Source organism: Corynebacterium diphtheriae, from assembly GCF_001457455.1.
GTDB lineage: Bacteria > Actinomycetota > Actinomycetes > Mycobacteriales > Mycobacteriaceae > Corynebacterium > Corynebacterium diphtheriae.
Window position 1 is genome coordinate 1,206,830 of sequence record NZ_LN831026.1, and the last position, 23,885, is coordinate 1,230,714.

Genomic DNA, 23,885 nt, shown 5'->3' on the forward strand with positions numbered 1-23,885 from the left:
ATTCTATGTGCCATCGTTATCGAGCCTCTTTCTAGGATCCGGACTTTTCGAGGTTTAGCAAGACGTTGATTTCCCCGTTTTCGTCAATTTTTGCGGCTACAAACTCAGGCGTGTGTACATTAAAATCGAGCCGATTGATCGGAATGGTCGTCGATACTTTCACAGTATTGCCGTCGCGAATAATTGTGAAATCTGGTGTCACGTCACGTGTTACACCGTGGATGGTGAGTTTTCCGGGAATCTTAAGTTCGATAGATGTTCCATCGCTTGGCACGGCCGAAAGATCTACTGCTTGGGAAATCTCGTAAGACGCTTCAGGATATTTGGCAGTTTCGAAAATCTTTGAGCGTACGTTGGTATCGCGCTTTTGATTGTCGGTGTGGATATCTGCCATATCGATTGTGACAGTTCCGGAAGTTAAGTGTGAATTTTGAACGGAAACATTTCCTGACACTGACCGTGTGGACCCTGATGTGATTCTCTTGTCACCAGGTAGAACTTCATGGAAGGTGAAACCTGCAGAACTGATATTGGGGGCTTTTCCGTAAGTAACGGACCATTCTCCATCAATATCTGTGGAAGCTGGCTGTGCATTGGCGGTGTCTACCTGCTCGGTTTTTACCCCCGGGTTTGTGAGCAATGGGATAAGGGCTATGGCTACCGCTACGATGGCGAGAACCGCGACCGCTATAAAAGTGCCAATAATAATGGGCTTTTGCTTTTTATCCATAGTGATGTCTCTTTTACCTTAATCTCTCGATTTTCTTTGCCAATGAGACAAGCTCTGCACAAAGCTCTTTCATATCTTCGACGCTGATGCCTTCATCTGCGGCTGTGGCTATATCTTCGGCGGAACATCGTAGTTCGTACAGTGCATCGCGGAGGTTCTCTACTTTTTCGGGTACTAAAACAACTGCTCCTTCTGGGAGCGCGGTTTTTGCTCCGGATCCATGTCGTTGTTCATATGCGCGCTGTCTGCAAGATTGGCTACAAAATTTCTTCGGACGACCACGGCCGTTGGAGTTTAGCTCTTTGCCACACCAGGCGCAGGTCGGGATTCGTTTCGTAGGCATCCGCCATATCATAGCGAATGAAACTCCCTACCGTATATTCGATTAATATCAAAGGCCCTTTTCGTAGGTGAATTTTATAGATTTTATATTTTTATGTCGGTAAAACTCCTATAAAGGCCATGCTGGGAACAAAAAGCTAACCGCCATACGTTATAGTGAAAGATCTGTGTAGTCATGTCGGCTTCTCTCCTACTTGTGAAGAAACATGACACTATGAACATCAAATGCTTGAATCGCTAGAACGAAAGGACGGGGATTCCTCTTATGGCAGATCGCGTACTACGTGGCAGTCGAATGGGTGCTGTGAGCTACGAAACTGACCGTGATCATGATCTCGCTCCACGTCAGATGGTCCGTTACAAAACTGAAACGGGTGAAATTTTTGACGTGCCTTTCGCTCATGACGCTGAAATTCCAAGTGAGTGGCTGTGCAAGAATGGTCAGCTGGGCATCCTTATGGAAGGTGAAGGCGTAGAAGCTAAGCCCGTTAAGCCAGCACGTACACACTGGGATATGCTTCGTGAACGTCGTTCTCTTGAAGAACTTGATGTTCTTTTGGAAGAGCGGATTGAAATGCTTCGTAAACGACGTCGCAATGCTGCGCGTTTGCTAAAACAACAGCAGGAAGAAGCTGCTGCAGCTCAAAATTCCTAAAGTCAGATTTCGACTTGAAACGAATAGGGGCGGTGCACAGGATTCCTCCTGTGCACCGCCCCTATTCGAGATGGGCTCTAGATAAGATGCTTTTTACGGAAAGAGCTAATCTCATGGCGAATGAGACGTGAAGACTCTGTATAAAGATTGGTGATCTGTTCTTTGCGGTGGTGGATGCCCCACTTTGTTACTTCGAGGAGGGAATCCTTGACAAAACTACCGTCAAGTTTAGACTCACCGATCTCTCGTTCTGTAAAGGTAATCGGAACTTCGCGCACATCGAAGCCAAGCTGAATCACACGCCACGCCATATCTACTTGGAAAATGTAGCCAGCATTAGATAGCTCGTTAAGATCAACTGTCTCGAGTACTTCTCGGCGGAAAGCACGGTAACCCGCGGTCATGTCAGAAAGTCCTGCGCCAAGGGCTAAGGAAATGTAGATATTACCGCCCTTAGATAACACCCAACGATTCTTCGGCCAGTTCACAACTTTGCCACCTGGTACATAACGGGAACCAATGACGAGGTCCGCGCCGTTATCTACCTGTGCAAGCAACAAATGGAGTTGCTCGGGTGCATGTGAGCCGTCGGCATCCATCTCACATAGTACGGTGTAGTCTCGTTCCAGACCCCATTGAAAGCCAGCCACGTAGGCCCCGCACAAACCGCCTTTACCCTCGCGGTGAAGCACTTTGATGTGTGAGTCGGAAGCCGCCAAGGCATCGGCGGCTTCTCCTGTGCCATCTGGGCTATTGTCATCCACAACGAGGATGTCTACGTTAGGGTTTGTCTTACGTACACGGCCCGTGATCAATGGGAGATTTTCCAACTCGTTATACGTTGGAATGATCACCAAGGTTTTTTCGCTGGGCATGGACATGAGTTTTTCGTAGCTCCTCAATTGATCAATTCTATTTGCGTGGTGCTCGAGCTGATGCTTTAGGCATCTTTCTGCGTATAGTTAACGCAGATACTGCGCATAGAGTTCCAATAATAACCAAGACTTTCTCCAATAGCGTGCCATACCGCGCGGAAAAAGTGATGGTTTCTTTCAACGGAAGCGATTGTACTAGAGTCGCTGATTCGAATATTTTCGAGTGTTGGAGTACTTCACCACGCGGTGTCACTATAGCCGAAACGCCTGAAGTAGCTGCTACAACCACTGCTCGGTCGAGTTCGATTGCACGCATACGGCTCATGGCAAGCTGCTGATAAGTCATATCTGTAAATCCAAAAGTGGCATTATTTGTAGGGGTCGCTAAAATTTGTGCCCCAGCGAGTACCGCGTCGCGTCCTGCTTGGTCAAACGCCACTTCGTAACAAGTGCTGATTCCGAGCTTGACTACTTCTCCTAATTGGGCAGCATGAACTCGAACAACCCCGTTACCTTCACCTGGTTTGAAATCGCCGGCGAGATCAACGAGCGAAGAAAACTTTCGGAAGAAGTCGCGCCATGGCATCCACTCGCCAAATGGTTGTAAAAACTTTTTGACATGCCAGTCCCCTTCCCCAGTTTCCGGATCGAAAACCACCATGGCATTTCGAGCGCCTACTTCATCGGTTGTGACCGTCCCGACAACAATGGGCGCTTGCACTGAAGCGACCGCAGAATCGATGAGATTGCGTGCACGAACATCTGCAAAGGGATCGACATCCGAGGAATTTTCTGGCCACACTACGAAGTCAACTGGTTCAGTTAATTTTCTCGTTTCTTGTACATGGTTCGCTAATACAGCCCTACGCTGAGCATTGAAATCTAATCCAAGTCGAGGAACATTGCCTTGAACAGCGGCTACAGTGACTTGGTGTTGCCCTGTTGATTCTTGGCTTTCGGAAGAACTGAGATTAAACCATGCGCCAGCCGTGACCACACTCATGATGGCAGAGATTGTGAGAGCCAATCGTGTATTTGTGCGCTGGAGCAGTGCGAAGATCAATGCACCTATCAACACTGTGGCAAATGAGACTAATGCAGGGCCGCCCCACGCTGCAAGAGGCGCTAAAGGGCCGCCTATCTGGCCCCATGCAAGGCGAACCCATGCAAAACCACCGAATGGATAGTTGGACCTCAGCCACTCCACTGCGAGCAGTACAAAGGGGGCTGTAATCCAGCCCTTTCGTGTAGATAGCAGTTTTGCTAACGGTGCTCCCCACAGAATTGAATACAAAGATAAAAATATGGACAACGCAATGTAAGGCATTGCCCCTACAAATTCACCGATCCACGGGAGAAGTAATAAAAACAGTGTTGCGGAGTGTACGATCGCGATAAGTGTGCTCATTCGCGAGGAAAGACGTTCTGAATGCCGAGGAGCTAGTGACCATAGCAGCAATGCGATACCGATTGGTGCACAGATGTACCAGCCTAGAGGCTGATAAGACGAAAAAACGAGCAATGCCGAGACTGTCGCTGCAGCGAAACGTGTGAGAAGCACTCGAGCTGCTTGGGAACTTATCCGATTCACGCTTATGAGCTACTTTCGGCCCGAGTCGTTAGAGCCTGAATCATCGGAACCGAAATCTTCTGGCTTTAGATTTCGAGTCCACGACTGTATTTCTTCTTCATCGATCACTTCAGAGGTATTAGGTTGTGCGAACGATCCGTAGTGTGCTTGTTGTCGATACGCATTTGTAGCTTCAAAGCTTTTGGCACCGAGTTCTTCGATCTTCGTCCGAAGCTTTTTTGCTAAGAGATTTCTCACTAAAGCACGTGTGGGTGTGAAGATAAGCAGTAGACCAGCAATTGAGGTAACGAAGCCGGGCATTGCAACGCCCATTGCTCCGGCACCTATCAAACCAAGGTCGCCTACGGCACGTCCCGCGGAAGCCGTCCCGCGGCTAAGTTTGCGGGAAATATTTTGCATTTCCCATGCAGCAAGAATCAGGCCACCGAACAAGCACACAAAAAGGAGGATCAAGGCGACCCCAGTTCCGAGCCACCGAGATACTCCCCAAAAAGCCAAGGCCTCGATGAGGAGGTAGGGCAAAGCAAAATAAAGACGCATGCTCCTACCCTACCTGCTCATGAGATGAAACAAGGCTCCCTAGTTTTGTGTGCCTTCTTCGAGATTTCCTTCCATTTCTAGGAAAGTATTCCGCAAGGTATCCAGTGCCTCTGCTGTTGGGTTTTCCCACAGGCCTCGATCGGCAGCTTCGAGCAAACGCTCCGAGATATCACGAAGTGCCCACGGATTTGATTTTTCAAAGAACTCGCGATTACTCGGGTCTTTTACATATGTATCGGTTAGCGTTTCATACATCCAGTCGTCCATGAGGCCAGTGGTGGCATCGTAGCCAAAGAGGTAGTCAACGGTTGCGGACATCTCGAAAGCGCCTTTGTACCCGTGGCGACGCATTGCTTCAATCCAGCGAGGATTTACTACACGTGCTCGGAATACACGACGAGATTCCTCATGTAGCGTTCGCGTTTTGACCGTTTCTTGGCGAGTCGAATCCCCGATGTACGCCTCAGGATCCGATCCGGTAAGCGCACGAACTGTAGCTACCATTCCGCCGTGGAACTGGAAGTAATCATCGGAGTCTGCAATGTCATGTTCTTTAGAATCAACATTTTTAGCAGCCACTTGGATGCGTCGATACGCACTTCGCATTTCTTCGTGGGCTTTTACGCCGTTGACTCCTCGGCCATACGCGTATCCGCCCCAGTTGGTGTATACCTCTGCAAGATCCTGATTGTCGCGCCAATTGCCAGATTCTATGAGTTCTAGAAGTCCAGCGCCGTAGGTTCCTGGTTTCGATCCGAAGATCCGTCGAACCGGTACATTGTGATCGTGCTGATCCGAGATCATGTGCGCACGAATGAAGTTTTGTTCTGCTGGTTCATCCAGTTGAGAAACTAGCTGAACTGCGTCGTCGATAAGGGCTAGCACATGTGGGAATGCGTCACGGAAGAAGCCCGAGATGCGAACGGTGGTATCAATTCGGGGACGCCCAAGTTCCTCTAGCGAGATGACTTCAAGATCAACAACGCGTCGAGAAGCCTCGTCCCATACCGGACGAACACCCAACAGTGCGAATACTTCAGCGATATCATCGCCAGAAGTTCTCATTGCGGAGGTTCCCCATACGGAGAGTCCGACAGACTTAGGGTACTGCCCATCGTGCTCATCGCGGTATCGCTGCACTAAAGAATCCGCCAGCAATTGGCCAGTTTCCCACGCTAGGCGTGAAGGTAAGGATTTCGGATCTACTGAATAAAAGTTACGTCCGGTAGGCAAAACGTTGACTAGGCCACGCATTGGAGAACCCGATGGGCCAGCTTCAATGAAGCGTCCGTCTAGAGCGCGGAGAATTTGATCGATTTCGCGGGATGTTTGTTCGAGACGTGGAATGATCTCGTTGCACGCGAAAATGAGCAGCGCTGTAACCCCGGCGCGGTTGGCATCATCTGGTAGCTCGGCATTGTCGACGATTTCGGCTACTGCTGTAGGGTCCCAGTTGTTTTCCTCGAGGCGGGTGAGCATTCCGTGCGCGATGTTTTCGATATGGTCGACACGGTGTCGGTTTTCGTCGCCTGCTTCGGAGAGCCCAAGGCTTTCGCGAAGTCCTGGGATTGCTTCTTCTCCTCCCCAAAGTTGGCGTGCGCGGAGCATGGCGAGAACGAGTTCAACCCGAATTTCTCCGGTGACGTTTTCGCCGAGGATATGGAGGCCACCACGGATAGCTGCGTCTTTAATTTCGCAGAGCCAACCGTCGATCTCCATCATTTTGTCATCAAATGCGTCTTCGTCTGGTCGTTCATCCCATCCGAGGTCGCGATCCATTTTTGCGGCTTGAAGGAGAGTCCAGATTTCTTGCCTAATTGCGGGAAGTTTAGCTGGGTCCATGGCTGCAATGGTTGCGTGTTCGTCGAGTAGCTGCTCGAGTCGAGTGATGTCACCATAGGTTTCTGCTCGTGCCATTGGTGGAATCATATGGTCAACTAACGTTGCGTGTGCTCGGCGCTTTGCTTGTGTCCCCTCGCCTGGGTCGTTGACTAAGAATGGGTAGATCAAGGGGAGATCTGCGATCGCTTGGTCTGGGTAGCATTCTGGTGATAGGCCGGCATTTTTGCCAGGTAGCCATTCCATGTTGCCGTGTTTTCCCATATGGACGATGGCGTCTGCGTGGAATTTTTCGCGGAGCCAGAAGTAGACGCCGAGGTAGTGGTGATTAGCAGGTAGATCTGGGTCGTGATAGATGCCTACTGGGTTTTCACCGAAGCCGCGGGGTGGTTGGACCATGACGACGATGTTGCCGAACTGTAGTCCGGCTATGTAAAGCTCGTGTGTTTTGGGGTTGACGTAGTGAGTTCCTGGAGCTTCACCCCAATGTTCAGTCATTTCTTCTTGCATTGCGCTAGGCAAGGTTGCGAAGAAGTCGAGGTAGTCGTCTTTTGCAAGTTTGAGGGGATTGGTGTCTAGTACTTCTTGGGTGAGCCATTCTGGGTCATGCCCACCTGCTGCGATGATGGCGTGCATGAGAGCATCGCCGTCGTGGTCGCCTTCGGTACTATATCCGGGGATATTGGTGGGGTCTCCGATGTTGTAGCCTGCGGAGTGTAGCGCTTCTAGAACTCTTAGCGTAGATAGCGGTGTATCAAGGCCGACTGCATTGCCGATGCGAGCGTGCTTAGTTGGGTATGCGGAAAGCATGAGGACAAGTTTTTTGTCCTTGTTTTCTTTTTTGCGTAATTGTGCGTGGCGTACTGCGATACCAGCTAGTCGAGCACAGCGTTCAGTATCAGGAACATAGGCGATAAGTCCGTCTTCGTCGTATTCCTTGAAAGAAAATGGAACGGTAATTAGTCGCCCATCGAATTCCGGTACAGCGATTTGGGTTGCTACGTCTAGGGGACTTAGTCCTTCGTCGTTGTCGTTCCAGTCAGACTTGGAATTGGTGAGGGCTAAGCCTTGGATGATAGGAATGTCGAGGGCAGCTAGCTTGGCGACGTCCCATGCTTCATCATCTCCGCCTGCGCCTGCGGTTGCTGGTTTTGTACCACCAGCTGCAAGAACTGTAGTGATTAAGGTATCGCATGTAGAAAGTTCAGCGAGAAGGTCTTCTGATGCTTGGCGTAAGGAAGCCGAAAAGATTGGTACGGGTACTGCGCCTTGAGCTGCAATAGCGTTGGCAAGCTCGGTGATATATGCAGTGTTTCCTGCAATGTGTTGGGCTCGGTAATAAATGATGCCGATTTTAGGTAGCGATGATTCGAAGCTGTTCTGGTGCGCGGTGGAATCCAAAAATCCCCAAGATGGCATGTGCTGGGGTTGATCGAACCCTAGACCAGTTAGTAGCAGCGTGTCAGACAAGAAGTTGTGCAAATTGGCGAGGTTTGTTGCTCCTCCTTCGGCTAAGTAAGTGTGTGCCGTAGTGACAACGCCCGCGGGGGCAGTCGATAACTCGGTGAGCTCTGCGTCTACTGCTAGTTCGCCGGAAACTGCGATAACAGGAATATGCGTAGAAAGGAGCGTATCAAGGCCTGCTTCCCAAGCCCGTTTTCCACCTAGTAGACGAACTACAAAGATGTCGGTTGTGGCGATGAGCTCGCCTAGTTTTTCTTCATTCACATAGTTGGGATTGAAGTACTGGAATTCTACTTCTGATTGTGTTGTTGCTGCTTTGGCTGATAACAAATCGGTATCGGAGGTGGAGAGCAATGTGATCATCGTAAAACGTCAATTCCTTTCGTGGGAGGCGCGCCCAGCGCAGGCGTAAAAGTTGCATGGCATATGTCTTGTTTCAGAACACGTCTTTCAAAGGAAAGCATCACGGTTGTGGTCTGACTGTAACAATGGCGCGACCGTCCGGGTTTTCACCGAGTTCACGACTGTGATTTTTATCCTTGAAAGTGTTCTATGACTACGTCATGGTTCCGATCTAGCTTAACTGAGTGCGAGGATTTCCACTGCATGTCGCACTGAGTTTGTGCACTCGGGTTCAATTCGATCGGGACTAATCAAAAATTATGATGACCTAATGTGACAAAAGCCAACATTGAACACCTCACATTAGTGAGTTTTGTTGGTTTTATGTGACTACTATGAGCGCCATGACTTTTCAGAAGAGCGCAGATGTGAAGTCTGCTGCTGTACTTATCGCACATCCTGACCGAAGCCGCTCCGATATGTGCCCTGGAGCGCTCAAACTTCACCATGCCAATGATGGTGCCATTGGTCGTGTTCGCTTCCCAGGTGGTCGTGTTCGTGCATCCCAATGGGAAGACATTGCTCGGATTTCTGATGAGCTAGGTGATGGCAGCATTCACATCACGACTCGAGGCAACATGCAGTTCCGAGGTGTATCAGATGAGGCAGCATTTGCAGATGTGGTTGAAGCTGCAGGATTTTTGCCTTCCCGTCGCCACGATAAGATCCGAAACATTTTGTGCTCACCTCTGAGCCCTGAGCTGTGGACGCTTACGGATGATTTGGATCAATGTCTTCTAGAAAACGACGTGGTTGCTGGCCTTTCCGGCCGTACTCTTTTTGGTTTCGATGCCGGTTCTGGCGATATCGTGAGCCAGAATCCCGATTTCGGCGTGGTGTATGTAGACGGAGCTTATCAGTTGATTTTGGGTGGTAAAACAACGAGCGTCGCTATAGCTGATTCTGATGAAGTTGCCACAATCCTCACTGCAGCTGCGGAGATTTGGCAAAATATGCGTGAAATTGAATGGCGGCTACATGAAAGTCCTGTTGCACGTCAACGGATCGCTGAGGAGCTTCATGAGCGTTTCGACGTAGTCCGTCGTGAGGTTGCTGTCCCACGTGCTCAAGGATCTGCCCGTCCGATTGGCTGGATTTCAGCAGACGACGGTACAGTGACCTTGGGGGCAGGATTGCGATTTGGTTTCCTGACGTCGAAGGTTGCTCGCATTCTTGCGGCTGTAGGAGCTGAGACATCGATTACGCCCTGGGCTTCACTTGTTATCCATGGTTTGAAAGAAGATGAAGCAGAAGCGGTAACAAAGGTTTTGGCACCGCAAGGTCTTATCTTTGATGCCCACTCCCCTTGGCTCAAGGTCACAGCTTGTACCGGCCTTCCAGGCTGCCAAAAGTCGCTGACCAATACGCAACAAGATGCGACGACGCTTGTCCAATCCGGTGATGAGATCAATGGTTTAGTACACTTTTCAGGGTGTGATCGCAGGTGCGGTCACCCTTTGTCACATCACACTGAATACGTTGCGGTCGGCGACGGAGAATATGAGGTTTCAGAACGGTGAGCTTCGAGTACATCACAGACGGTAATGAGATCTATCGGCAATCCTTTGCCATGATTCGTGACGAGTCGGATTTAAGCCGGTTCGATGACGAACAGGCACAAATCGCGGTTCGAATGATTCACGCAGCAGGCGAAGTTGATTTGGCGGAAGATATAGAATTGTCCACCGAAGTTGTTAATACCGCCCGTGATGCATTGCGCCGAGGCGCACCAATCTTGACTGATGTCAATATGGTGAAAAGTGGCGTGACTCGTAAACGTTTGCCTGCAGACAACGAAGTAATCTGTCTGCTTAATGAACCTCGTTCGGTGGAACTAGCTCGGAAACTTGGTACAACTCGATCTGCTGCCGCTGTCGAATTGTGGGAGCCACATATTGCTGGTGCAGTTGTTGCTATCGGCAATGCGCCTACTGCGCTCTTTCACCTGCTTAATTGGCTTGCTGAGGACCCGCAGCGACCACGCCCTGCTGCGATTTTGGGTATTCCTGTGGGATTCGTTGGCGCCGCAGAATCGAAAGCAGCATTAGCCAATGTTGCCCACGACTTAGGCGTCGAATTTGTCACTGTTCACGGGCGTCGTGGCGGATCAGCTATCACCTGTGCCGCGATCAATGCTCTGGCTACGGAAAAGGAGATTCTTCCATGACAGCTGTGACCGCAGGAAAGCTTATCGGAGTCGGAGTAGGTCCTGGTGATCCTGAGCTTCTTACCGTTAAAGCAGTAAAAGCAATCAAGTCGGCAGATGTTATTGCGTTCCATGCGAAGCCGAATGGTCAATCGGCCGCTCATCGCATTGCGGAGTCGTATATTCGCCAAGACCAAGTACTCGAGTTGCTGGAATACCCTGTTACGACCGGTGTCACTGAGCATCCGGGTGGGTATGCTGGCGCTATGGCAGCATTTTATGCCAGCGTGGGCGAACGCTTACGTGATCATCTGATCGAAGGTAAGAACGTAGTAGTTCTTGCGCTTGGAGATCCGATGCTTTATAGCTCATATCAGCATATTCATCGATTGTTGTCTGAAGATTTTAACGCTGAAATCATTCCTGGTATTCCTTCGATCACTTCAGCTGCTGATGTGCTAGGAAAACCTCTATGCGAAGATGACGATGTACTGACTATCCTTCCAGGAACATTGCCTCATAGCGAACTCGTGGCACGGCTGTCAGATTCTGATGGTGCTGTCGTCATGAAACTCGGCCGAACATTCGATAAAGTCCGCAAAGCCATGATCGAAGCTGGCGTAGCAGATCGTGCTCACGTGGTGGTACGCGTCGGAATGGCTGATCAGCATTCAGTTCCTGTCATGGAAGCAGACCCACAGGCCATTCCCTATTTCTCCGTAGCTGTGGTTCCTTCTATAACTGATACCAATGGAGACTCAGGTGATAAACAACAAGGCGAAGTAGTAGTTGTTGGACTCGGCCCAGGCGCTCATCGTTGGACAACTCCCGAAGTTATGGCTGAGCTTAAACAAGCCACCGACATCGTTGGATACTCTACGTATGTAAATCGAGTGCCGCAGCAAGCGGGACAACGTAGACACCTTTCTGATAACAAAGTCGAAGCGGAACGGGCGGCCATGGCGTTGGATATGGCAAAACAAGGCCGCAAAGTTGCTGTAGTTTCTTCTGGTGATCCTGGAGTATTTGCGATGGCAGCAGCAGTCTTGGAAACAGCTGATGACGATCAGTGGCGTGAAGTACCGGTTCGCATCATCCCAGGAATGACCGCAGCTCAAGCCGTTGCTTCTCGTGTAGGTGCACCTTTGGGGCACGATTTTGGTATGATTTCGTTGTCTAACCGTCTAAAGCCTTTCGAAATTGTAGAAAAAAGAATTCGAGCATTAGCCAGTGCTGATATGGCTTTTGCTTGCTACAACCCTGCGTCAAAAGAACGACGTTGGCAAGTCGCGCGCATGAAAGAAATCGTTAGTGAGTATCAGGCGGGATCAACACCTGTCATCGTTGCTCGTGCAGTGGGATCTGATCAAGAAACCGTCACAGTGACGACGCTTGAAGACTTTGATCCGGATATTGTTGATATGCGAACAATGATCATTATTGGAGCATCGACGACTAAAACCTATCAAGGTGGCGATGGAGCCCGAGTATTTACCTCGCGGTGGTACACCTAGTTTTTGAGCAATTAAATCGGTGTGGCCTCGAGCTTTTAGATGAGAAAAGCTCGAGGCCACACCGATTATTTACATCCGGAGTTACAAGGAATCAATAATTTCAGCTACCTCTGCAGCCGAGGTGGCAACATGAGTAACCTTGGGTAATTGAGGTCGTTGCACCATTACTACGTCAATACCTAGGTCACGGGCGGCATCAAGTTTGGCGTGTGTGAGCGGCCCACCAGAATTTTTGGTAACAACACAGTCTATCTGGTTATCAATCATCAATTTCTTCTCGCTTTCCAGTGTGAAAGGACCACGAGAAAGTATGAGCCGATGACGTTGAGGCAACGCCACTTGGGGATGCTCTACGGCACGTACGACGTAAAGGTTATGAGCGTCGTGAGCAAATGGGGCTAGTTGCTGTCGGCCAATTGTTAGAAAAATATGGTGATAGTCACGCGCAGCTTTATCTGCGGCTTCCTGCATTGACGTCACTGGAATCCACCGGTCACGGGGCCTTGGCTTCCATTCGGGGCGATGTAATGCAATCAAAGGAATACCAGTAGCTCTGCTTGCTTCGGCGGCTGAAGCACTAATACGTTCTGCAAAAGGATGGGTTGCATCAATGATGACTTCAACCCCTTCGCGCAAAAGCCACTGTGTTAGCCCGGCTGGCCCTCCAAAACCTCCAATTCTGACCTCGCCGACTGGAAGCTTCGGATTGGAAACACGCCCGGCTAAGGAACTTGTCACGCGCCAACCTGCAACGTGAAGAATTGCAGCTACGTCGCGAGCTTCCCCAGTACCTCCCAAGATTAGTGCGCGCATGGAATCGTCCTACCGTGCTCATCTCGAGGTCGGTCATCGGAGTATAGGAATGAATCGGGGAAACCTTCAGCTCCGAGCACTTTTCCGACCACAATAATTGCTGTACGGGTAATCTCAGCACTTCGCGTCTTTTCTGCAATGTCAGCAAGTGTTCCCCGGACAATTGCCTCCTCTGGACGAGAGGCGTAAGCAACCACAGCCGCTGGACAATACTCACCATAGTGAGGAAGCAGCTCTGATACGACACGGTCAATGTCATGCGCTGCGAGATGGATACACAAAGTTGCGCCGCTCTTACCTAAAGTAGGCAGGTCCTCACCTTGTGGCATAGCTGACGCACGACCTGAAACTCGAGTGAGGATGACTGTTTGACCGACAGTAGGGACGGTAAGCTCATGTCCTAATGCTGCGGCAACAGCAGCAAAAGCGGGTACTCCTGGGACAATTTGATAGTCAATCCCCAACGCAGTGAGCCTGCGAGCTTGCTCTGCCACTGCCGAATAAATTGAGGGGTCACCAGACTGCAGCCGAGCAACATCATGCCCATTCTTATGCGCAGCAACAATTTTTTCCATGATCTGGTCAAGCGGCATACGGGCTGTATTAATCACCTCAGCGTTTTGTGGAACCGATTCCAACACTTCTGGTGGGACAATTGATCCAGCGTACATGCACACCTGTGCCGATTTGATGATGTTATGCGCACGAAGTGTAAGAAGATCTGCAGCGCCGGGGCCTGCACCAATGAAGTAAACTGTCATAATGAATTAACCTTGTTGCTTTCTACTCAGAGTTCCTTTGTCAATGCTTTTACTACGGTCCATTGGTGTACCGGTAATGCAGGTTTCATGGTGATGAATGAGCCCACTGTGTGCTCATGCGAAATAGCAAACGAACTGATAGTTCCACCAAATTGTTTACGCAGTGCCCAAAGCATTTGTTCGCTTTCTACTGTCACTGCGTTGGCTACTAATCGACCCCCTACTGGTAGGCGTTTCCATGCGGCCTCGAACACGCCCGGAGCGGTAAGTCCACCGCCGATGAAGATGACGTCGGGGTTGTCTGGAACATCGTCAAATGCTCTGGGGGCGCTTTGCTGCACTGCTATCCTATCGGATACCCCGAGGTTGATTGCATTGCTGAGGATTCGTTCGCGACGTTCTTCCGATATTTCGAAGCAGACAGCTGTCGTTTGTGGCGTTGAACGCAGCCATTCGATAGCGATGGAACCGGATCCGCCTCCGATATCCCAGAGAGTTTCATGAGGTTTAGGAGCCAAAGCTGATATCGTGAGTGCTCGGACGTGTTGTTTTGTGAGCTGACCATCGGTGACGTACTCGGAGTCTGGTAGTCCTGGTACTCTACTTCGGGTGGCGGCGAGTGGGCGTATCGCGATAACGTTCAATGCTGAATCGTTCGACGGGTAGTCAGTAGCTGCTCCTGAAGTAATTGTTTCGCTAACGCTGCCGATATCGCTCAGAACGGTTACTTCTGCGGTGCTTTGACCTAAAGAAATAAGGTGTTCACAGATCTCGTGTGGAGACTCATGGTTGCGTCCTAATACTAGGAAACGGTCACCTTGTTCGATTGCTAATGTGAGATGTGCGATGGGATGGGTGACGAGGCTGTAGACGCTTGTTGTATCTAGTGCCCAACCGAGTCGAGCACACGCTAGCGATGCCGATGATGGCTGCGGAATCACGGTCATGCTGTGATTTGGAAGCAGTCGGTGGAGTGTGCTGCCGATACCGTGAAACATGGGGTCACCGGATCCAAGGACTACGACTTCTTTGTCGATGAATTCAGCGAAGAGTGCTGGGATTGCTGGAACAAGCGGAGATGGCCATGCGATTCGGTCGCCTTGGAAATCTTCGGGGAGCAGTCCGAGTTGGCGTTTGGATCCGATGATGATTGTGGCCTGGCGTAGTGCGGTGCGAGCTTGTGCACCAAGTTCTTCTACACCGCCAGCTCCAATTCCGACGACGGTAATGCTACCGGTGTGTGCTTGGCCATCGTCGTTTTTGGGGCGTCCCAATTCAGAAACGCGCGCGGTTGCTTCCATACTCATAGTTTCTCTACTTTACCCCGTTTTAGCGTGGCATTTTGCGCCAAATTCGGCGTGGGACGAGCCTCATTATTGTGGCAAGAATCGCTAGCTTCGACGGTATCCATAGAGTTGTGCTTGTAGATTTTTCTTTTGTTGATCGAGTAATTGCTGAGCAAATCGCTTCGGCGACGATGTTGGGAGTAACTGACATAGGAGCGGGTTTCATTCCTCGAGTCATGTGTCCGATAACGAAACCTGGTCGAGCGATGATCATTTTTACTGAGCTGCCATGAAGAGAGTCGGCAAGTCCTTGGCTGAATGCATCGAGTCCGGCTTTGGTCGATCCGTATACGTAGTTGGCCCGTCGAGGCCGCCATCCTGCGATAGATGAAAATACAGTGATCGTAGATGTATGTGTTTGTCGTTTCATGATGTCGGCAAGCACTGTAAGCGCAACAATTTGTGCCGTGTAGTCTATCGTAGCGATTTCAGCAGCATGCGCTTCGTCTGATTCGGCTTTATTCTGGTCACCGAGGGTTCCGAAACTGACTACGGCATGATCAATACGTGGAATTTGGCTGATTATCGGCCTTATCGACGTAAAATCTGTTGCGTTGAATTCTCGGACCTCGACGTTGCGGGCTCCTAGCTCTTTGAGCACCGACACTAGTCCCCCACGGGTGGTAAGACGTTCTGATTGTCGCGCTAAGAGAACAAAGTCGCGGTTGCAAGCAAGATTGATGGCAATCCTCCCTGCGATTTCGCTTGAAGCTCCTACAATGACGACAGTTTCTGTTACTTTTTTCATGTTGTAGCTCATTGCAATGTTCGCGGCTGGTTGTTTAAACGTTCACAGCCTGATTCAGTAACGACGACTATGTCCTCGATTCGGGCGCCGTATTTTCCTGGAATATAGATTCCTGGCTCAATGGAAAACGCCATTCCAGGTTGAAGTACTAACTTATTCCCTTTCATAATGAAGGGTTCTTCGTGAGTAGATAGTCCGATTCCATGTCCGGTTCGGTGAATGAAATATTCTCCATATCCTGCTTGCGTGATGATCTCTCGCGCGACATTATCTACAGATTCGGCCGTTACCCCTGGGCGAACGTGAGCTACTGCAGACTCTTGGGCTTTTTCTAGTACTGCGTATAAATTTTTAGCGTCGGAGGGCAGATGTTGTGGACCACCAACAACAAAAGTGCGCGTGCAATCCGAATGATACCCAGCTCCAAAAGTTCCTCCGATATCAACGACCACAATGTCACCAGTATTGAGGATACGGTCTGAAAAATCATGGTGCGGATTCGCCCCATTGGGTCCACTTCCAACAATAATGAAATCAATTGCGGAATGTTCTTGGGCTATTAGGCGATGAAGATCTTGTGCAACTTCGGCTTCTGTACGGCCTGCAGTAATCAGGTGGGGAACTTCGGCGTGAACTCGGTCGATTGCTTCACCAGCCGAGCGAAGTTGTGAGATTTCATCAGGGTCTTTATTGATAAAAAGCTCGCTCATCACAGTATGAGCTAATACAAATGAAACCCCTTGTCCTGCAAGCCCCATCAGGCTAATAAGGTGTGCCGCTTCAAGGTGATCATCAACTCCGATTACATCCGCGTCGCGAAGCGGCGATAAGGCATGCATAGCTAGGGTATGTGCGTCTTCCCCATCATCCCAATACTGAATTGTAACGCCCATTTCCGTTATGGCGCTGCGAACCACATCGCCACGATCAACTGAGGGCACAACCAATACCGCATCAGATAGTGAAGAAAACCCTGCAGGGATAATCAAAGCACTAAAACGCTCGTGAGTATCTATGCGTAGACCAGTGAGATATTCCAGCTGTGGTCCTGGGCCAATTACCACACCACGGAGCCCGTGATTGATTGCCCCTTGAGAAGCTTGCTGGAGTCTTTTTGCATACACACTTGAAGGAAATGTATTGATCATAGTGATTAATAGTAAACCTCGGTGTCACACACCGAGGTAGTTAATGAAATCTAGTTTCCGATCGCCACGACGCCTCTGCGGATAGCGTCGATAGCCTTGCGCGCAGCACGCCGAGTGTCGTTATTGTAAGCAGTCGATCGTACTTGTTCGAGCAAATCGACAACTTGTCGGCATTGACGAACAAAATCTCCAGGTGTAAGTTCGGCTCCGGATTCCGAGGCAGCAGCAATGCAATAGCCGAGTGGAGCGCCTGCCGCCCATTGATGCATCGCTAATGCGAATCCACCTTCGGGATACCTAGTGATGGGCAGCCGATAACGACGCTCGTCAGAGCTGAGTTCCTCCCAGATACGCACTGTGTTGTTCATGGCTTTCGCCATTTCTTCGGTGGCAGCGTCAGGTTCTCCGCGAGTTTCTCGGCGGTTTTCAAAAGTACACATGCTAACTACACCAGCTAATTCTGCTGGATCTAGGTCATCCCAGATTCCTCGTTTGAGGCATTGTGCCACTAATAGGTCAGACTCGTTATGAATCTGGCAGAGGTTTTCGCCTTCCTCGGTAATTACAGGTACCCCGTCATGGAATTCGACGTAATCATATTCGGCAAGCAAGTTGATAATTCGATCGAAAGTACGACCCAGCGTATCGGTTGCCTCGTTGACTTTGCGTTGAGCTGCCTCAAGCATGCGTTGCTCTCGAACCAATTGCTCCCCCACCCGAGCGAGATCTTCCCTCTTGCGCCAATGATGCGCGGGGTGTGAACGAAGCTGTTCCCTCAGCGCCGAAATCGTCGCATTAGGGCGATTCCGCGGAGAAGTTTTCAGCCGTCTAGGACGTTGGAAATTCGCTTTTCGGAACTGGTCAACTACAAAACGCGAATTTTTACGTGGTTGTGCAATAGTTTGCCTGCTCAAACGCATATGGCCAATGGCAACTGGAGGCATCGCAAATGCATCTGTTCCTACGCGTCCAGACCAACCTGTTTCCATGGTGATCCATACGCGTGGATCTTTTTTATTATTAGCTGGATTAACCACTACAGCTAATAGCGGATGCTTTTTGCCAGGCATTGCTATCACATCACCGAGCTGTAGCTTGCTTAAGACCCTTGTCGTTTCCATATCACGTTGCTCAATAGACAATCGCTTATGTTTGCGTTCTTCTTCGGTGAGCTCACGACGTATGCGGATGTACTCCAAGAAACTATCGACGTCTCCTGCACCGTCTTGATCGTGACTATCAAAGGCAGCATGAAGTTGTTTAGTTAATTGATCGACGGATTCTTCTAAGGATTCGATTGCTTTAATATCATCAACAACACTGCCATCGGCTTGGAATTGGGCAAAGGATTTTTCTAACAAGCGATGCGCAGGTTCAAATCCGATAGTCTTCAGTAAGTTCACCGACATGTTGTAACCCGGTGCAAAGGTAGAGACCAGTGGATAAGTGCGAGTAGAGGCAAGTCCAGCAACTTGTCCGGGATCCATCGCCGGTGCCCATTGCACCACCGCGTTTCCAATGACATCGATACCTCGACGGCCAGCGCGTCCGGTCAACTGCGTATATTGTCCAGGCGTTAGATCGGCGTGCCCTTCGCCATTGAATTTCACGAGTTTTTCTAAAACAACCGTGCGTGCCGGCATGTTGATACCAAGTGCCAATGTTTCTGTAGCGAAAACCGCTCGAACTAGTCCTTTGGTAAATAGTTTTTCCACGACATGTCGAAAAGCAGGCAACATACCCGCGTGATGCGCAGCAAATCCACGCATTAGCGCTTGGCGCCAGCGACGATAGTCAAGTAGACGAAGGTCCTCTTCGGGTATGCCCGATACGCCAGCGGTGATGATATCGGAGATTTCTTCTGATTCTTCTTGAGTAGTAAGGACTAGGCTCGATCGCATACATTGATGGAGTGCAGCATCACAACCGACGCGTGAGAAAATAAACGTAATCGCTGGTAGCATGTCCTGTTCTTGCAAGATATGAAGGACATCTGGGCGTGATAAGGCTCGATGCTTGTCAGAACGGCGGTGCGGGGATCGTCGCGAAGCTCGGTTATCTGAGTCCATTGCACGAGATCTATTTCGGAATCCTCCAGCTTTGAGCTGGGCGCGGCCGTACTCAGTGCCATCTGTGGTCGTTCCTTCGAGACGCTCGATGTGCTCGACGAGACGACTATTGACTTCTCCTGTTGTGCCGGGCTCAAATAAAGGATGCATACGACGGGCAACGAGCATCCATTGGTTGAGGGGTACAGGGCGGTTTTCCGAAACGATAATTTCGGTATCTCCGCGAACAGTATTCAACCACCGGCCGAATTCCTCTGAATTGCTTACCGTCGCAGATAAACCGATCACGTTCACAGATGCGTCAAGACCGAGGATTGCTTCTTCCCAAACTGCGCCGCGGGAGGAGTCAGATAAAAAGTGAATCTCATCCATTACGACGTGACTCAGCCGATCTAAAGCCTCTGAATCTGCATAGATCATATTTCGAAGAACTTCAGCAGTCATGACAACGATGTCGGCATCGCGGTTAATAGAAACATCACCAGTAAGTAGGCCGACTTTATCTTCACCATGAGCCTTTACAAGGTCGTGAAATTTCTGGTTACTAAGCGCCTTAATTGGTGTGGTGTAGAAACACTTTGTTTGTTGCGAAATAGCAAGGGAAACAGCAAATTCACCGACAATAGTTTTTCCAGCACCCGTAGGCGCACAAACTAGGACACCACGGCCGCTTTCTACCGCTTGGCACCCTCGGATTTGAAATTCATCAAGTGGAAATTTTTGGCGTGCAGCAAAATAGCTCAAGTGTGATTCTGGTTCCACGGTGGCATTCATGACTTCAAGGCTACTTGCTAGATGCGGAGAAAACGTAAATGGGGTGATGAATCATGGTGGTGTCACGTTTTAGTTAATGTAGCCCTACACTCATTTACTATGAGTAAGCTTCATATAGTTTTTGATAATCCAGTAATTCCTAATAACACAGGTAATGCTATTAGGACTTCCGCCGTAACTGGTGCAAGTTTGCACCTTATCGAGCCGCTGGGGTTTAACTTTGAAGACAAAAACCTCAAACGCGCAGGATTGGATTACCACGACTTAGCCGATGTCCATATTCATTCGAATTTCGATGCCTGCATGAATGCATTACCGCATTCTAGGATCTTTGCTTTTTCCTCCCATGCAACCACTTGGTACACCGATATCGAATATAAAGAAGGCGATGTCCTTCTATTCGGTACCGAGCCGACAGGGTTACCAACTGAACACCTTGAGCATCCTCGAATAACTCAGCAGGTAAGAATCCCCATGTTACCGGCACGTCGTTCCATGAATCTTTCCAATTGTGCATCCATCGCGATCTACGAAGCATGGCGACAGTTGGGCTTTGAAGGAGCACAATAAATTCCAACGTTTCGATATAGATAAGGGAGCAGCAACGCTGTACTAAGGCGTTGCTGCTCCCTTATCTATTCTGAATGGTTTCTAGCTAAAGTACGTCATCAAAATTAGATTGCGTATCAAGCCGTTGTGGTCGCTCTAATGTAGAGGGAGCCACAGCTGATGGAGATTCTGGAGCCGATGCAGAGATAGGACTGGTTGGTGCGATTGGATCCGAAGAAGTAATAGGGCTACTGCCCTCAAGAGAGTCGGATGCTGGTGTGAGCACAGAAGCATGTTCATCATCAACGTCCATCCAATCAGGACGTGTATTCTTACGACGTTTGTCATTCAACCGCGTGAATTGAATCGCAAGTTCCACAAGCAGGCATAATGACGCGCCGAGCGCCACCATTGAATATGGATCTTGGCCTGGTGTCATGAATGCAGCAAAAATAAAGACAGATACGATTATGATGCGTCGCTTATCTTTGATTGATTCATAGCTTAAAATTCCGGCGAGATTGAGCATTGCGATAATAAGTGGCACCTCAAAGCTCACACCGAACATGACAAGCAGGGTGAGGATGAAATTGAAGTATTGACCGCCAGACAACGCGGTTACCTGAAACTCGCCACCCATTGTGAGTAGAAACTGCAGACCAATTGCGATAACAAAATAGGCTAAAACAGCACCGGAAACGAATAAAGTAACCGCCGCTGTGACAAAAGATAACGTCCATCGGCGTTCGTTTTTCATCAATCCCGGCGTGATGAAAGCCCACAGCTGTTGCAGCCACACTGGCGAAGCGAAGACTGAACCTGCAAGCGCGCCAACTTTGAGGCGAAGCATAAACATCTCAAACGGGCTGGTGGCGATGAGTCTGCATTCACCGTCAAGAGTTAACACTGCCCTGTTTTCAGGTGGAAGCGAACAGTATGGTCCGCGCAAGATATCGCCAAGGGAACGCAGCGTAAACCAATGGAGATTGACTGGGTGTTGATACCACATGAACCCCACGATGGTGCCAACAATCAAAGCCAAAACTGATATGATCACTCTACGGCGAAGTTCTTGCAAATGCTCTACAAGAGACATCGAGCCATCGGTAGGACGTTTTGGACGCACAGAAAAAGGATTATGAATCCGATTCCGACGAACCCTCGTCGCCTTGGTAGTGGACTGAACATCAACGTTGCTCATTTGAGTTCCTTAAGTACATTATGCGTAAACCCCTTTCCATATATGGTTGGGGCTTACACATAAATACCAGTGTTATTGCTGTGGACGCTGAATATCAGTTGGCTGTGGCTGTGGAATCTCTACAGGATTGACGACTTGCTGCTGAGCCTGTGCTGCGATCTGACGCTGCTGCTGTTGCTCCTCATAGCGTTGATCGTCATTGCTCATTTCTTTTACTTCAGACTTAAAAATGCGCATAGAGCGGCCAAGAGAACGCGCTGCATCGGGGAGCTTTTTGGCGCCAAAAAGCAGTACAACGATGACGAGGATTAACAGGATTTCGGTAGGTCCTAGGTTCATGATGAGCCTTTCTTTCAAGGTCGATAGTAAGCAATCATTCTAAGGACTCTTTCCCCTCAAACTGATTGCCCTCGGCATGTTCACTAGCATACGCGGTCAAGCCCAATTTGGCTGACTCACGCATGCTAATAGCTAAAGGAGATCTGACGTCTCTTAATCGCATGCGGTCTGCGTTGCGCGTTAAAGTATCAATGAGCCACGAATAGGAGACTACTGGCATGATCGCTTGAATCCAGCCGTTGTGTGCGGGCTGAACGTCTTCAAGTGGAAATACCGTGGTGAGCCATTGGGCGGATTCGTTTATTTCAATTTCAACATGCTGCTCAGCAGTCTGGAGCCCAAACGGATCGGAAGCATCGAAGCGCAAAGAAGATACGTGTGGCTGGGCAGGTTGTGTGCTCAACCACACATTGCGGATTTGAGTAGTCAAAAACGTACGGTGTGATTGAGCTTCGTGGTCCCATCCAACTAAGTAGGTAGAACCATCAGCGCTAAAAAGTCGAGTCGCGCTTACTATTCGTTTGGTTGTGGTGTCTTTTGCGCGGGAATAGTAATCAAATTGCAGTTGCACTCGTTGAGCCATGGAGTCGCGAATGACATCAATAACTGGTTCTGAGGCAGGAGTATCTTCGAAACGCTGCGAATCGAATACAGCGGAAGATTCGGGGCCCATAATTTCTCGAAGTTTTTTAGCTGCGCTTTTTACCGTTTCCATATGAACTAATTCAGGAAATTGTTCGAGATATTCCAAAGATAATAGCAATGCACCAGCTTCAGTTCGTGTAAGTCGAAGCGGAGCGTCCATACCTTGACTATCAAAGATAGTTACGGATTGTAGTTGTGCATCAAGATCAACTAGTTCATCGGGAAAAGTGCCTGGACCACAACAAAACAGCCGGTTGAGGTCTTCTTTAATTTGGCTTGGTGTGGAACCTAAATCCACCGCCGCTTCCATCATGGAACGGCCTGGGTGCGCTTGAAAGTAGGGCAACAAATTAAGTAGACGGACCAGATCGGCAAGTCGGTGATTGGCGTTATTACGATAAGCAGACTCTATTTTAATCAACCCCTGCAGCTTGTTTGAGCAGTGACACGACATCTGTAATGAGATCATCAGGGCTAAGCACTCGTGCATGCGGCGCATATCGTGCAAGCGTTCGCACCAACCAATCACGGTCGACATCGCGTAGTAACAGCGTGCCGTCTGGTTGACGTTCTCCCCTACTTGTCAACTCCTGTGCCTTGTCTGGTTGTACCTTGATGATTGCGTTGACGAGCAGCTTCCCACGACGAAGTTGTTCTTTTACTAATTGTTGAAGGTCAATGTTGGCATCTGGTTCGACAAAATCAGCTTCTAAAGCAACACGTCGGATGCCAGAAAGTTTCGTGATACGAAAACAACGAGGAGCTTGTCTATCATGATCGTAGCCAACTAGATAAACACGGTCTCGTTCGCTCACAATCGACCATGGATCCATGATGAGTTGTTGAGGCGATGAAGTAGACGTTTCATAATAATCAAAAGTTACTGCACTGCGGTGTGCACGGGCAGCCAAGATTGCATCAAAATCACGGGCGGCAATAGAATTAACGTCGTTTACTGGCGTGTACCGAGGGGTACTCGTGAGCTCGCGTTGTACTCCGCTAGCTGCAATTTTAGTCCACCCAGATCGAGAAAAAGTTGCTAATTCGTCTCCTAGTCCCATTTGTCCAGCCAGTGCCAAAACGGTGGCTTCTTCAGGAGTGAAAGTCACTTCAGGAAGCGAATAATCTTCGGTGCGCAAACGATAAAGAGTTTGTGCACCAGTAGCGATTGTTTCGATGGGAACACCGGCGCGGTCAAGGGCTGCGCGATCGCGTTTGAACAATTGATGCGCAGCAGCATCGCTACGGATCTGGCCTGCAGAATTTTTTGCATAGCCATCGACGTGTTTGATCACCCAGTCAGCTGAAATATAGTGTCTGCCTTGGGTTTCGGCTCGCAAAAACGCAAAGGTCAAGTTCACGATTCTTTCCAGCGCTACATCTTTGCCCATGAC

At 49.5% G+C, this 23,885-nt stretch carries 21 protein-coding genes; 5 read left to right on the top strand and 16 right to left on the bottom strand.

From position 1 onward, the window contains the following. Positions 1–31 precede the first annotated feature (31 nt). Both AT687_RS05925 and AT687_RS12620 read right to left on the bottom strand, forming a co-directional pair. Positions 32–730 (bottom strand): YceI family protein, encoded by a 699-nt coding sequence (locus AT687_RS05925; protein WP_014301897.1) that lies wholly within the window; start codon positions 728–730, stop codon positions 32–34. A gap of 13 nt (positions 731–743) precedes the next feature. Then, entirely contained in the window at positions 744–1,073 is a 330-nt protein-coding gene (locus AT687_RS12620; RefSeq protein ID WP_003851437.1) for a hypothetical protein, read from the bottom strand. 264 nt (positions 1,074–1,337) lie between these two features. Between AT687_RS12620 and AT687_RS05930 the strand changes: the two genes are divergently transcribed. Beyond that, entirely contained in the window at positions 1,338–1,727 is a 390-nt protein-coding gene (locus AT687_RS05930; RefSeq protein WP_014301899.1) for an RNA polymerase-binding protein RbpA, read from the top strand. Between the two features lie 77 nt (positions 1,728–1,804). On the opposite strand, the gene AT687_RS05935 is transcribed toward AT687_RS05930, so the two are convergent. Genes AT687_RS05935 through cobN form a run of 4 tightly spaced genes read right to left on the bottom strand, consistent with a single transcriptional unit; the run spans position 1,805 to position 8,399 of the window. Then, positions 1,805–2,608 (bottom strand): polyprenol monophosphomannose synthase, encoded by an 804-nt coding sequence (locus AT687_RS05935; RefSeq protein ID WP_003851440.1) that lies wholly within the window; start codon positions 2,606–2,608, stop codon positions 1,805–1,807. Positions 2,609–2,639: 31 nt separating this feature from the next. Further along, positions 2,640–4,193, bottom strand: coding sequence for an apolipoprotein N-acyltransferase (gene lnt, locus AT687_RS05940; RefSeq protein ID WP_014317889.1), 1,554 nt, complete (start codon positions 4,191–4,193; stop codon positions 2,640–2,642). A gap of 9 nt (positions 4,194–4,202) precedes the next feature. Further along, positions 4,203–4,733: an FxsA family protein gene (locus AT687_RS05945; RefSeq protein ID WP_010934911.1), complete on the bottom strand. Its 531-nt coding sequence runs from the start codon at positions 4,731–4,733 to the stop codon at positions 4,203–4,205. A 39-nt stretch (positions 4,734–4,772) separates the two neighbouring features. After that, entirely contained in the window at positions 4,773–8,399 is a 3,627-nt protein-coding gene (gene cobN / locus AT687_RS05950) for a cobaltochelatase subunit CobN (RefSeq protein WP_014319067.1), read from the bottom strand. Positions 8,400–8,773: 374 nt separating this feature from the next. Between cobN and AT687_RS05955 the strand changes: the two genes are divergently transcribed. The 3 genes from AT687_RS05955 to cobJ are packed head-to-tail and all read left to right on the top strand — an operon-like array spanning position 8,774 to position 12,098. Beyond that, positions 8,774–9,958: a precorrin-3B synthase gene (locus AT687_RS05955; RefSeq protein ID WP_014319068.1), complete on the top strand. Its 1,185-nt coding sequence runs from the start codon at positions 8,774–8,776 to the stop codon at positions 9,956–9,958. Continuing rightward, positions 9,955–10,605, top strand: coding sequence for a precorrin-8X methylmutase (locus tag AT687_RS05960; RefSeq protein WP_014319069.1), 651 nt, complete (start codon positions 9,955–9,957; stop codon positions 10,603–10,605). Before AT687_RS05955 ends, AT687_RS05960 begins: the two co-directional genes overlap by 4 nt. Further along, positions 10,602–12,098, top strand: coding sequence for a precorrin-3B C(17)-methyltransferase (gene cobJ, locus AT687_RS05965; RefSeq protein WP_014310422.1), 1,497 nt, complete (start codon positions 10,602–10,604; stop codon positions 12,096–12,098). Before AT687_RS05960 ends, cobJ begins: the two co-directional genes overlap by 4 nt. Before the next feature lie 81 nt (positions 12,099–12,179). Here the strand turns inward: cobJ and AT687_RS05970 are convergent, their stop codons facing one another. The 6 genes from AT687_RS05970 to AT687_RS05995 are packed head-to-tail and all read right to left on the bottom strand — an operon-like array spanning position 12,180 to position 19,757. Next, positions 12,180–12,911: a cobalt-precorrin-6A reductase gene (locus AT687_RS05970; RefSeq protein ID WP_014319070.1), complete on the bottom strand. Its 732-nt coding sequence runs from the start codon at positions 12,909–12,911 to the stop codon at positions 12,180–12,182. Further along, on the bottom strand, positions 12,899–13,672 hold the full coding sequence (gene cobM, locus AT687_RS05975) for a precorrin-4 C(11)-methyltransferase (protein ID WP_014316731.1): 774 nt from the start codon (positions 13,670–13,672) through the stop codon (positions 12,899–12,901). The genes AT687_RS05970 and cobM overlap by 13 nt, the downstream gene beginning before the upstream one ends. A 26-nt stretch (positions 13,673–13,698) precedes the next feature. Further along, complete coding sequence (locus tag AT687_RS05980; RefSeq protein WP_014319071.1) at positions 13,699–14,979, bottom strand: bifunctional cobalt-precorrin-7 (C(5))-methyltransferase/cobalt-precorrin-6B (C(15))-methyltransferase; 1,281 nt, start codon at positions 14,977–14,979, stop codon at positions 13,699–13,701. A gap of 22 nt (positions 14,980–15,001) precedes the next feature. Next, on the bottom strand, positions 15,002–15,778 hold the full coding sequence (locus tag AT687_RS05985; protein WP_014319072.1) for an SDR family oxidoreductase: 777 nt from the start codon (positions 15,776–15,778) through the stop codon (positions 15,002–15,004). Further along, positions 15,775–16,914, bottom strand: coding sequence for a M24 family metallopeptidase (locus tag AT687_RS05990; protein ID WP_014319073.1), 1,140 nt, complete (start codon positions 16,912–16,914; stop codon positions 15,775–15,777). The genes AT687_RS05985 and AT687_RS05990 overlap by 4 nt, the downstream gene beginning before the upstream one ends. A gap of 50 nt (positions 16,915–16,964) precedes the next feature. After that, positions 16,965–19,757, bottom strand: a complete 2,793-nt coding sequence (locus AT687_RS05995) for a DEAD/DEAH box helicase (protein ID WP_014319074.1) — start codon at positions 19,755–19,757, stop codon at positions 16,965–16,967. Between the two features lie 99 nt (positions 19,758–19,856). On the opposite strand from AT687_RS05995, the gene AT687_RS06000 reads away from it, so the two are divergent. Beyond that, positions 19,857–20,327, top strand: a complete 471-nt coding sequence (locus tag AT687_RS06000; RefSeq protein ID WP_021335021.1) for a tRNA (cytidine(34)-2'-O)-methyltransferase — start codon at positions 19,857–19,859, stop codon at positions 20,325–20,327. Between the two features lie 85 nt (positions 20,328–20,412). Here AT687_RS06000 and tatC read toward each other — a convergent pair whose 3' ends face one another. The 4 genes from tatC to AT687_RS06020 all read right to left on the bottom strand — a co-directional run bounded on the left by tatC (position 20,413) and on the right by AT687_RS06020 (position 23,882). Next, complete coding sequence (gene tatC / locus AT687_RS06005) at positions 20,413–21,507, bottom strand: twin-arginine translocase subunit TatC (protein WP_014319076.1); 1,095 nt, start codon at positions 21,505–21,507, stop codon at positions 20,413–20,415. Between the two features lie 72 nt (positions 21,508–21,579). Then, positions 21,580–21,846: a Sec-independent protein translocase subunit TatA gene (gene tatA, locus AT687_RS06010; protein ID WP_003851463.1), complete on the bottom strand. Its 267-nt coding sequence runs from the start codon at positions 21,844–21,846 to the stop codon at positions 21,580–21,582. 34 nt (positions 21,847–21,880) lie between these two features. Beyond that, positions 21,881–22,840, bottom strand: coding sequence for a WYL domain-containing transcriptional regulator (locus AT687_RS06015; protein WP_014319077.1), 960 nt, complete (start codon positions 22,838–22,840; stop codon positions 21,881–21,883). A 64-nt stretch (positions 22,841–22,904) separates the two neighbouring features. Then, positions 22,905–23,882, bottom strand: coding sequence for a helix-turn-helix transcriptional regulator (locus AT687_RS06020; protein ID WP_014319078.1), 978 nt, complete (start codon positions 23,880–23,882; stop codon positions 22,905–22,907). Positions 23,883–23,885 lie beyond the last annotated feature (3 nt).

Excerpts from the sequence above, each read along its gene's own strand:
- AT687_RS05970 (WP_014319070.1), bottom strand. The coding sequence starts at position 12,911 with ATGCGCGCACTAATCTTGGGAGGTACTGGGGAAGCTCGCGACGTAGCT.
- AT687_RS12620 (WP_003851437.1), bottom strand. The coding sequence starts at position 1,073 with ATGCCTACGAAACGAATCCCGACCTGCGCCTGGTGTGGCAAAGAGCTA.
- cobN (WP_014319067.1), bottom strand. The coding sequence starts at position 8,399 with ATGATCACATTGCTCTCCACCTCCGATACCGATTTGTTATCAGCCAAA.
- AT687_RS06020 (WP_014319078.1), bottom strand. The coding sequence starts at position 23,882 with ATGGGCAAAGATGTAGCGCTGGAAAGAATCGTGAACTTGACCTTTGCG.
- AT687_RS05980 (WP_014319071.1), bottom strand. The coding sequence starts at position 14,979 with ATGAGTATGGAAGCAACCGCGCGCGTTTCTGAATTGGGACGCCCCAAA.
- AT687_RS05985 (WP_014319072.1), bottom strand. The coding sequence starts at position 15,778 with ATGAGCTACAACATGAAAAAAGTAACAGAAACTGTCGTCATTGTAGGA.
- AT687_RS05935 (WP_003851440.1), bottom strand. The coding sequence starts at position 2,608 with ATGTCCATGCCCAGCGAAAAAACCTTGGTGATCATTCCAACGTATAAC.
- cobJ (WP_014310422.1), top strand. The coding sequence starts at position 10,602 with ATGACAGCTGTGACCGCAGGAAAGCTTATCGGAGTCGGAGTAGGTCCT.
- AT687_RS05925 (WP_014301897.1), bottom strand. The coding sequence starts at position 730 with ATGGATAAAAAGCAAAAGCCCATTATTATTGGCACTTTTATAGCGGTC.
- AT687_RS05930 (WP_014301899.1), top strand. The coding sequence starts at position 1,338 with ATGGCAGATCGCGTACTACGTGGCAGTCGAATGGGTGCTGTGAGCTAC.
- AT687_RS05990 (WP_014319073.1), bottom strand. The coding sequence starts at position 16,914 with ATGATCAATACATTTCCTTCAAGTGTGTATGCAAAAAGACTCCAGCAA.
- AT687_RS05945 (WP_010934911.1), bottom strand. The coding sequence starts at position 4,733 with ATGCGTCTTTATTTTGCTTTGCCCTACCTCCTCATCGAGGCCTTGGCT.
- cobM (WP_014316731.1), bottom strand. The coding sequence starts at position 13,672 with ATGACAGTTTACTTCATTGGTGCAGGCCCCGGCGCTGCAGATCTTCTT.
- tatC (WP_014319076.1), bottom strand. The coding sequence starts at position 21,507 with ATGAGCAACGTTGATGTTCAGTCCACTACCAAGGCGACGAGGGTTCGT.
- AT687_RS05955 (WP_014319068.1), top strand. The coding sequence starts at position 8,774 with ATGAGCGCCATGACTTTTCAGAAGAGCGCAGATGTGAAGTCTGCTGCT.
- AT687_RS06000 (WP_021335021.1), top strand. The coding sequence starts at position 19,857 with ATGAGTAAGCTTCATATAGTTTTTGATAATCCAGTAATTCCTAATAAC.
- tatA (WP_003851463.1), bottom strand. The coding sequence starts at position 21,846 with ATGAACCTAGGACCTACCGAAATCCTGTTAATCCTCGTCATCGTTGTA.
- AT687_RS05995 (WP_014319074.1), bottom strand. The coding sequence starts at position 19,757 with ATGAATGCCACCGTGGAACCAGAATCACACTTGAGCTATTTTGCTGCA.